We start from the raw sequence: 9812 nt of genomic DNA on the forward strand, positions 1-9812 counted from the left end.
GAAAGTCGCTGCTCAGTTGTTCTTTCCGACCAGTGCGTATGTCTGCTGTGCGATCTCCATTTCCTCGTCCGTGGGTACCACCGCGACGGCGACCCTCGCCCCCTCGGGCGAGACCAGCCGCGCCCCGCCGCCGCGCACCGCGTTGCGCTCGCCGTCCACCGCCAGGCCGAGTCCCTCCAGGCCCGCCACGGCGGCCTCGCGCACCTCGGCCGCGTTCTCGCCGACCCCGGCGGTGAAGGCCACCGCGTCCACCCGTCCGAGGACGGCGTAATAGGCACCGATGTACTTCTTCAGACGGTGAATGTAGATGTCGAAGGCGAGCTTCGCCCGTTCGTCACCCTCGGAGATCCGGCGCCGGATCTCCCGCATGTCGTTGTCCCCGCACAGACCGACCAGACCGCTCTTCTTGTTCAGAAGGGTGTCGACGTCGTCGGCGGACATTCCGCCGACGCGCATCAAATGGAAGATGACGGCCGGGTCCATGTCACCGGACCGCGTACCCATCACGAGCCCCTCCAAGGGGGTGAGCCCCATGGAGGTGTCCACGCAGCGGCCCGCGCGCACGGCCGAGGCGGACGCCCCGTTGCCCAGGTGCAGCACGATCACGTTCACCTCCTCGGGTGCCTTCCCGAGCAGCCGGGCCGTGGCCCGCGAGACGTACGCGTGCGAGGTGCCGTGGAAGCCGTAGCGGCGCACCCGGTGCGCGTCGGCGGTCTCCACGTCGATCGCGTAACGGGCCGCGGACTCCGGCATCGTCGTGTGGAACGCGGTGTCGAAGACGGCGACCTGCGGCAGGTCCGGACGCAGCGTCGTCGCCGTGCGGATGCCGGTGAGGTTGGCCGGGTTGTGCAGCGGCGCGACCGGGATCAGCCGCTCGATCTCGGCGAGCACCCGCTCGTCGATCACCGTCGGCTCGGTGAAGTACTTGCCGCCGTGCACCACCCGGTGGCCGATCGCGAGCAGCTCGGGGGAGTCGAGGCCCAGCCCATCGGCGGCCAGTTCCTCGGCCATCGCCTTCAGCGCGGCGTCGTGGTCGGCGACCGGGCCGGTCCGCTCCCGGGTCTCCCCGCCGGACGCCAGCGGGGTGTGCCGCACCAGGGAGGTGCGCTCGCCGATCCGCTCGACCAGACCGGAGGCCAGCCGGCTGGTGTCGCCCATGTCCAGCAGCTGGTACTTCACCGACGAGGAACCGGAGTTGAGGACGAGGACACGGGAGGGGCTCACTGGGCGGCTGCCTTCTCGCTCGGGGCCGGGGACTGGGCCTGGATCGCGGTGATCGCGACCGTGTTGACGATGTCCTGCACCAGGGCGCCCCGGGACAGGTCGTTGACCGGCTTGCGCAACCCCTGGAGGACCGGGCCGACGGCGATCGCGCCGGCCGAGCGCTGCACGGCCTTGTAGGTGTTGTTGCCGGTGTTCAGGTCCGGGAAGATCAGCACGGTCGCCTGGCCGGCCACCTCGGAGCCGGGCAGCTTGGTCGCCGCGACCGACGGCTCCACGGCCGCGTCGTACTGGATCGGCCCCTCGATCCGCAGGTCGGGCCGGCGCTCGCGCACCAGCCCGGTCGCGGTGCGCACCTTGTCCACGTCGGCACCGGAGCCGGAGGTGCCGGTCGAGTACGACAGCATCGCGATCCGCGGCTCCACCCCGAACCGGGCTGCGGTCACCGCCGACTGCACCGCGATGTCGGCGAGCTGCTCGGCGTCCGGGTCGGGGTTGACCGCGCAGTCGCCGTACACCAGCACCTTGTCGGCCAGGCACATGAAGAACACCGACGAGACGATGTCCGCGTCCGGGCGGGTCTTGATGATCTCGAAGGCCGGGCGGATGGTCGCCGCCGTGGAGTGCACCGAACCGGAGACCATGCCGTCGGCGAGGCCCTCCTCCACCATGAGCGTGCCGAAGTAGTTCACGTCCGAGACGACGTCGTAGGCCAGCTCCACGGTCACGCCCCGGTGCGCGCGCAGCGCCGCGTACTTCTCCGCGAAGGAGTCGCGCAGCTCCGAGACGGCCGGGTCGATCAGCTGGGTGTCGCCGAGGTCGATGCCCAGGTCGGCGGCCTTCTTGCGGATCAGGTCGACGTCACCGAGCAGGGTCAGCTCGCACACGCCCCGGCGCAGCAGCACCTCCGCCGCGTGCAGCACCCGCTCCTCGGCGCCCTCGGGGAGCACCACCCGGCGCAGGTCGGAGCGGGCCTGTTCGAGCAGCTTGTGCTCGAACATCATCGGGGTGACGCGGTCGCTGCTGGGCGCGGACACCGTGCGGGTGAGCTCGGCGGTGTCGGTGTACCGCTCGAACAGGCCGAGCGCCCGCTCCGCCTTGCGCGGGGTGGCCGCGTTCAGCTTGCCCTCCAGGGAGAACAGCTGCTCGGCGGTGGGGAAGCTGTTGCTGGCCACCGACAGCACCGGCGTGCCGGGCGCCAGCCGGTCGGCGAGGGTGAGGATGCGCTCGCCGGGCACCTCGTCCAGGGTCAGCAGCACACCGGCTATCGGCGGGGTGCCGGCGCTGTGCGCGGCCAGCGAGCCCACCACCAGGTCGGCCCGGTCGCCAGGGGTGATCACCAGGCAGCCCGGCGTCAGGGCGGCGAGCAGGTTCGGCAGCATGGCGCCGCCGAAGACGAAGTCCAGGGCGTCGCGGGCGAGCCCCGAGTCGTCGCCGAGCACCACCTTGGCGCCGAGGGTGTGGGCGATCTGGGAGACCGTGGGCGCGGACAGCGCGGGCTCGTCGGGCAGCACGTAGCAGGGCACCGGCAGCCGGGTGGCGAGCCGCTCGGCGATCTCGTCGCGGTCCTCGCGCGCCACCCGGTTGACGACCATCGCGAGCACGTCGCAGCCGAGGGTGTCGTAGGCGCGGAAGGCGTTGCGGGTCTCCGCGCGGACCGACTCGGCGGTCTGCCTGCGGCCCCCCACGACCGGGATCACCGAGGCGCCGAACTCGTTGGCGAGGCGGGCGTTCAGCGACAGCTCGTCCGGGAACTGCGTGTCCGCGTAGTCGGTGCCGAGGACCAGGACGACGTCGTAGTCGCGGGCGACCAGGTGGAACCGGTCCACGAGCGTGGACACCAGTTCGTCGGTGCCGCTCTCGGCCTGCAGCGTGGACGCCTCCGCGTAGTCCATGCCGTACACGGTCGCGGGGTCCTGGGTGAGCCGGTAGCGGGCCCGCAGCAGTTCGAAGAGCCGGTCGGGCCCGTCGTGCACCAGGGGACGGAACACACCCACCCGGTCGACCTGCCGGGTCAGCAGCTCCATGACCCCGAGTTCGACGACCTGACGGCCGTCGCCGCGGTCGATGCCGGTCACGTACACGCTGCGGGTCACGCGCGCTCTCCGTTTCGTCGAGGGCTCGTCGGGGGCCGCGAAGGCGACGGCGGGGCCAACGGCCGGGCCACGAAGCCGCTCACACAAGTGAGCGGATCCCTCTTGACAATACCTTCGCCGCTGGTTAAGACGCCCGTGCATCCGGCGTCGGCGGTGCCCTGGGGGACGTGAAAGAATCGGCAGTGGCTCACCGGTATCGAGACAGCGACCAGGAGACACAGCACGATGCGTATAGGAGTCCTCACCGCAGGCGGCGACTGCCCTGGGCTGAACGCAGTGATCCGGTCGGTCGTGCACCGAGCGGTGGACAACTACGGCGACGAGGTCATCGGCTTCGAGGACGGCTACTCCGGTCTCCTGGACGGCCGCTACCGCACCCTCGACCTCAACGCGGTCAGCGGCATCCTGGCCCGCGGCGGGACCATACTGGGCTCCTCCCGGCTGGAGCGCGACCGGCTCCGCGAGGCCTGCGAGAACGCCTCCGACATGATCCACGAGTTCGGCATCGACGCGCTGATCCCGATCGGCGGCGAGGGCACCCTGACGGCGGCCCGCATGCTGTCCGACGCAGGTCTGCCCGTGGTCGGCGTCCCCAAGACGATCGACAACGACATCTCCTCCACGGACCGCACCTTCGGCTTCGACACCGCCGTCGGTGTCGCCACCGAGGCGATGGACCGGCTGAAGACCACGGCCGAGTCCCACCAGCGCGTGATGGTCGTCGAGGTCATGGGCCGCCACGCGGGCTGGATCGCCCTGGAGTCCGGCATGGCCGCCGGCGCCCACGGCATCTGCCTGCCCGAGCGGCCCTTCGACCCGGCGCAGCTGGTCAAGATGGTCGAGGAGCGCTTCGACCGCGGCAAGAAGTTCGCGGTGATCTGCGTCGCCGAGGGCGCGCACCCGGCCGAGGGCACCATGGACTACGGCAAGGGCGAGATCGACAAGTTCGGCCACGAGCGCTTCCAGGGCATCGGCACGGCGCTGGCCTACGAGCTGGAGCGCAGGCTCGGCAAGGAGGCCAAGCCGGTCATCCTGGGCCACGTCCAGCGCGGCGGCGTGCCGACGGCGTACGACCGCGTCCTCGCCACCCGCTTCGGCTGGCACGCGGTGGAGGCCGCCCACCGGGGCGACTTCGGCAGGATGACCGCGCTGCGCGGCACGGACGTCGTGATGGTGCCGCTCGCGGAGGCGGTCACGGAACTGAAGACGGTCCCGAAGGAGCGCATGGACGAGGCGGAGTCGGTCTTCTAGTCCGGTCCGTTCATCCCGTGGGGGCCGGCATCCGGGCCCCCACGGACGCCGTCGCTACACCTGCGCCGGGCCGCCCTCGGCCGCCGCCGTGTGCCAGAAGTGGTCGACGATGCGGGCGAGGAAGTCGCGGCCCGTGTCGCCCGCGTCGCCGGGGCCGCCGCCCCAGCTGAGGGTGGCGGCCATGTGGCCCTGGTAGTCCTGGTGGAGCCGGTGCAGCACGCCCTCCAGCAGCCGTCGCTCCAGCGGGGCGATCTTCGACACCGGCCGGACGTACGCCTGCCAGCGTGTGGTCGCCGCGCCGCGCAGCAGTTCCGCGAGCTGGTCCTCGCGGCCGGTGACGGTGATGACGTCGGCCAGGGACAGGCCGAGTGTCCGGGCCAGGGCGGCCGACTGGCGTTCGGTGCCGCGCCACCGGCCCGTCTCCTCCATCCGCAGGTAGACGTGGAGTTCGTGTCCGACGGCGCGGGCGACGTCCTCGGGGGCCAGGCCCCGTGCGACCCGGTGTTCCCGCAAGGTGCGCGGACGCCCGATGAGTTCGCCCGGTGAGCACCACAACACGCCCGCGAGTGCGGTCAGTTCGGGGTGGGAGGGGGACGCCCTCCCGCGTTCCCACGCGGCGACGAGGGCCGGCGTGACGTACGGCAGGTCGTAGGAGACGCGTAACGCCTGGGCCACGTGGTCCGGGTCCAGGCCCAGCGCGGCACGCAGCCGCCGGGCGGCGGGGGCGTTGAACGGCGGGGGCGGATGGCGGTCGCTGCGAGGGGGAGGTCGGCGCACGGCCCACAAGCTAGGCCCGTACGCAGGGGGTGACTACGGTCTGTTCGGCCAGGATCACCCGTTGTAGGAAGGTACGGCTACCGGCCGGTCGGGTTTCGGCGTCACGGGGCGACCGCGCCCGCCGGGGAACGCCTCCGCACCCGAACGGCAAGCTCAAGAGGCATATGCGTAAGCCGGCGTTGACGGCCCGTACGCCCACGGACCGGAACGCGCACCCGTCACTCGTATCGGCGTACGAGACACGGGCCCCCTCAGCCCCTCCGCCGGCCCGTGGGCCGGCGGCGCAAACCCGCCGCTCACCCCGCGACCACCCCGGCCGGCGCCGCTCACCGGCCGGTGACCCACCGGTACTGCAGCTCGGGCCGGCCCACCGTCCCGTACTGCGGGCGGCGGACCGCGCGGCCCGCGTCGACGAGGTGTTCCAGGTAGCGGCGGGCCGTGATGCGGGAGATGCCGACCGCCTCCGCGACGCCCGTCGCGGTCAGCCCCTCGCCCGCGTCCCGCAGAGCCACCGTCACCCGCTCCAGGGTCGGGCCGCTCAGGCCCTTCGGCAGCGCGGCCGGACGCGGGGCGCGCAGCGCCGCCAGCGCGCGGTCCACCTCGTCCTGGCCACTGGCCTCGCCGGCGGCCGCGCGGAACTCCGCGTAGCGCACCAGCCGGTCCCGGAGCGTGGCGAAGGTGAACGGCTTCAGCACGTACTGCACGACGCCGAGCGACACCCCCTCGCGCACCACCGCCAGGTCCCGCGCCGACGTCACCGCGATCACGTCCGCGTGACGGCCCGCCGCGCGCAGCGAACGGGCCAGCTGAAGGCCGTGCACATCGGGCAGGTGCAGGTCGAGGAGGAGCAGGTCGACAGGGGTGCGGTCGAGGATCCGGCGGGCCTCGGCCCCGGTGTGCGCCGTGCCGACGGCCTCGAAACCGGGCACTCGCCCGACGTACATCACGTGCGCGTCGGCGGCGACCGGGTCGTCCTCGACGACCAGCACCCGGATGGGCTGCGCGGTCACCCGGCACCGCCCGTGCCGTGCGCGACCGCGGCGTGCCCGGCGTCCCGGCGGGCGTCCCGCAGCGGGATCCGTACGTCGAACACCGCGCCGCCCTCCTCACCCGAGGTCACCGACAGGGTGCCGCCGTGCCGGGCCACCGCCTGCCGGACCAGGGCGAGGCCCAGACCCCGGCCGCCCGGACCGGCCGGCTTGGTGGTGAAGCCCAGCCGGAACACGTCCTCCGCGCGGTCCGGGGCGACCCCGGGGCCGGTGTCGCGGACCCGCAGGACCAGCTCCGAGCCGTCCTCCTCGGTCAGCGCCGTCACCGTCACCCGGGGCCGCACCCCGCCCTGCGCCGCGTCCACCGCGTTGTCGATCAGGTTGCCGAGGATGGTGACCAGGTCGCGGGAGGGCAGGGCGTACGGCAGCAGACCGTCGTCGAGCCGGCTGTCCGGTGACACCACCAGCTCCACGCCCCGCTCGTTGGCCTGCGCGGTCTTGCCCAGCAGCAGCGCCGCCAGCACCGGCTCGCCCACCGCGTCCACCACCTGGTCGGTGAGCGCCTGAGCCAGCTCCAGCTCGGCGGTCGCGAAGTCCACGGCCTCCTCGGCGCGGCCCAGCTCGATCAGCGACACCACGGTGTGCAGCCGGTTGGCCGCCTCGTGCGCCTGGGACCGCAGCGCCTGCGTGAAGCCGCGCTCCGAGTCCAGCTCGCCCATCAGCGACTGGAGCTCGGTCACGTCCCGCAGGGTCACCACCGAGCCGCGCCGCTGGCCGCCGCTGACCGGCGAGGTGTTCACCACCAGCACCCGGTCGGCCGTCAGGTGCACCTCGTCCATGCGGGGCTCCGAGGCGAGCAGCGCGCCCGTCAGCGGAGCCGGCAGGCCCAGCTCCGCCACCGATCTGCCCACCACGTCCTCCTCCTGGTCCACCCCGAGCAGCACCCGGCCGCCGTCGTTGATCAGCGCCACCCGGTACTGCCCGTCCAGCATCAGCAGGCCCTCGCGCACGGCGTGCAGCGCGGCCTGATGGTAGTCGTGCATGTGGCTGAGCTCGGTGGCGTTCATCCCGTGGGTGTGACGGCGCAGCCGGGCGTTGATCACGTACGTGCCGATCGCGCCGAGCCCGAGGGCACCGGCCGCGACCACCAGCAGCGCGGTCAGCTGCTCCTGCACACGCCGGCCGATCTCCTCGACCCTTATCCCGGCGCTGACCAGGCCGACGATCCGGTCGCCGTCCCGTACCGGGGCGACGGCGCGCACCGACGGACCGAGCGTGCCGGTGTACGTCTCGGTGAAGGTGCGGCCCTTGAGCGCCGGACCGGTGTGCCCCTGGAAGACCAGGCCGATCTGGCCGGGGTCGGGGTGGGTCCAGCGGATGCCCCGCGGATCCATGATCGTCACGAAGTCGACGTCGGTGTCCCGCACCACCTCCAGCGCGTACGGCTGGAGCCGCGCCGACGGGTCGGGCGAGCGGATCGCCTCCCGCACGGACGGCGAGTCGGCGACCGAGAGCGCCACCGAGGTGGCCTGCCGGCCCGCCGCCTCCTCGGCCTCGCCGCGGTGGCTCAGATAGGTGGCCAGCGCGTACCCCGCCACCACGACCGTGAGGAGCACGGCCTGCATGGCGAACAGCTGCCCCGCGAGACTGCGGGGCCGGGGGAGGGGGAAGCGCACCCCGCCAGTCTGCCTCGCGGTTCGCCGGTGAACTAAATGAACGGAAGGGTGACCACGCTCACAAGGCGCGACATAGTCACCGCGTTCCCCCGAACCATCCCCCGGACGTGAGCCGCACGCCGGTGATGCCGACGACGACGTCAAGGAGGGCCGCCGTGACCAGCACCGCCGATACGGCACCTGCCGCACCCAAGGCCAAGCGGGACCGCACGCACTATCTCTACATCGCGGTGATCATCGCGGTCGCCCTCGGCATCGCCGTCGGCCTGATCGCACCCGACTTCGCGGTCGAGCTGAAGCCGATCGGCACCGGGTTCGTGAACCTGATCAAGATGATGATCTCGCCGATCATCTTCTGCACCATCGTGCTGGGCATCGGGTCCGTGCGGAAGGCCGCCAAGGTCGGCGCGGTCGGCGGCATCGCGCTCGGCTACTTCATGGTCATGTCGGTCGTCGCCCTCGCCATCGGCCTGGTCGTCGGCAACATCCTGGAGCCGGGCAGCGGCCTCGCGATCACCGACGCGGTCAAGGAGACCGGCCACGCGCAGATCGACGCGGAGGCGAAGGACACCACCGAGTTCCTGCTCGGCATCATCCCGACCACCATCGTGTCCGCCTTCACCCAGGGCGAGGTGCTGCAGACCCTGCTGATCGCGCTGCTGTGCGGCTTCGCCCTGCAGGCCATGGGCAACGCCGGGCAGCCGGTCCTGCGCGGGATCGAGCACATCCAGCGGCTGGTGTTCCGGGTCCTCGCCATGATCATGTGGGCGGCCCCGATCGGTGCCTTCGGCGCCATGGCCGCGGTCACCGGCTCGGCCGGCCTGGACGCGCTCAAGAGCCTCGCCGTGCTGATGCTCGGCTTCTACCTCACCTGTGTGCTGTTCATCTTCGTGGTGCTCGGCGCGATGCTGAAGCTCGTCGCGGGGCTGAACGTGTGGAGCCTGTTCAAGTACCTGGGCCGTGAGTTCCTGCTGATCCTGTCCACCTCCTCCTCCGAGTCCGCGCTGCCGCGGCTCATCGCGAAGATGGAGCACCTGGGCGTCAGCAAGCCGGTGGTCGGCATCACCGTCCCGACCGGCTACTCCTTCAACCTCGACGGCACCATGATCTACATGACCATGGCCTCGCTGTTCATCGCCGACGCCATGGGCACCCCGATGTCGGTCGGCGAGCAGATCCCGCTGCTGCTGTTCCTGCTGGTCGCCTCGAAGGGCGCCGCCGGTGTCACCGGCGCGGGCCTCGCGACCCTGGCCGGCGGTCTGCAGTCGCACAAGCCCGCCCTGGTGGACGGCATCGGCCTCATCGTCGGCATCGACCGCTTCATGAGCGAGGCCCGCGCGCTGACCAACTTCGCCGGCAACGCGATCGCCACGGTGCTGATCGGCACCTGGACCAAGGAGATCGACAAGGAGCGGGTGGCCGAGGTGCTGGCCGGGCGCGCCCCGTTCGACGAGCGGACGCTGCTGGACGACCACGGTGCCGGCCGCGACGACTCCGTCCCGGCGCCCGGGGCGGGCGGCGAGAAGGAGCTGGCCAAGGCCTGACCGGGCCGGCGCCGCACCCCGGGCCCCCGGCAGGGGGGGGGGCGCCGCCCCCCGTACCCCGGCCGGCCGGGACGCACTTCCCCCGTCGCCCCGGCCGGCCGGTCACCGAGGCCCACCCCCCCGACAGGGCCTCCGCCGCCGGGGGGGGGGGGGCCCCCCCCCCGCCCCCCGGCCCCCCGGCCCCCCGCGGGGGGGGGGGCCCCTGCGGGTTTGAGGCCCACAACACCATACTGGAGACGGAGTGCCAGAGGGCGGGCG

General features: G+C 72.5%; 7 protein-coding genes. 2 read left to right on the forward strand and 5 right to left on the reverse strand.

The genetic code is table 11. The features are described 5' to 3' along the window. Window positions 1-12: 12 nt before the first annotated feature. Together ACIF8S_RS27490 and pta are read right to left on the reverse strand one after the other, a co-directional pair. Window positions 13-1224 (reverse strand): acetate kinase, encoded by a 1212-nt coding sequence (locus ACIF8S_RS27490; protein ID WP_400002521.1) that lies wholly within the window; start codon window positions 1222-1224, stop codon window positions 13-15. Continuing rightward, window positions 1221-3317: a phosphate acetyltransferase gene (gene pta, locus ACIF8S_RS27495; protein ID WP_400002523.1), complete on the reverse strand. Its 2097-nt coding sequence runs from the start codon at window positions 3315-3317 to the stop codon at window positions 1221-1223. Before pta ends, ACIF8S_RS27490 begins: the two co-directional genes overlap by 4 nt. Before the next feature lie 225 nt (window positions 3318-3542). On the opposite strand from pta, the gene ACIF8S_RS27500 reads away from it, so the two are divergent. Continuing rightward, the gene (locus ACIF8S_RS27500; protein ID WP_024884571.1) at window positions 3543-4568 is read left to right on the forward strand and encodes an ATP-dependent 6-phosphofructokinase; all 1026 of its coding nucleotides are present in this window, start codon (window positions 3543-3545) and stop codon (window positions 4566-4568) included. 54 nt (window positions 4569-4622) lie between these two features. Here ACIF8S_RS27500 and ACIF8S_RS27505 read toward each other — a convergent pair whose 3' ends face one another. From ACIF8S_RS27505 to ACIF8S_RS27515, 3 genes are all read right to left on the reverse strand, one after another. Further along, the gene (locus tag ACIF8S_RS27505) at window positions 4623-5354 is read right to left on the reverse strand and encodes an XRE family transcriptional regulator (RefSeq protein WP_400002525.1); all 732 of its coding nucleotides are present in this window, start codon (window positions 5352-5354) and stop codon (window positions 4623-4625) included. Window positions 5355-5671: 317 nt separating this feature from the next. Continuing rightward, window positions 5672-6355, reverse strand: coding sequence for a response regulator (locus ACIF8S_RS27510; RefSeq protein WP_400002527.1), 684 nt, complete (start codon window positions 6353-6355; stop codon window positions 5672-5674). Continuing rightward, window positions 6352-8010 carry an ATP-binding protein gene (locus ACIF8S_RS27515; RefSeq protein ID WP_400002529.1) on the reverse strand — a complete coding sequence of 553 codons (1659 nt, stop codon included), beginning with the start codon at window positions 8008-8010 and terminating at the stop codon, window positions 6352-6354. Before ACIF8S_RS27515 ends, ACIF8S_RS27510 begins: the two co-directional genes overlap by 4 nt. Before the next feature lie 155 nt (window positions 8011-8165). On the opposite strand from ACIF8S_RS27515, the gene ACIF8S_RS27520 reads away from it, so the two are divergent. Beyond that, window positions 8166-9554, forward strand: coding sequence for a cation:dicarboxylate symporter family transporter (locus ACIF8S_RS27520; RefSeq protein WP_400002530.1), 1389 nt, complete (start codon window positions 8166-8168; stop codon window positions 9552-9554). Window positions 9555-9812: the final 258 nt, after the last annotated feature.

This window comes from Streptomyces sp. NPDC085937 (genome assembly GCF_044540535.1).
In the GTDB taxonomy this organism is placed as follows: domain Bacteria; phylum Actinomycetota; class Actinomycetes; order Streptomycetales; family Streptomycetaceae; genus Streptomyces.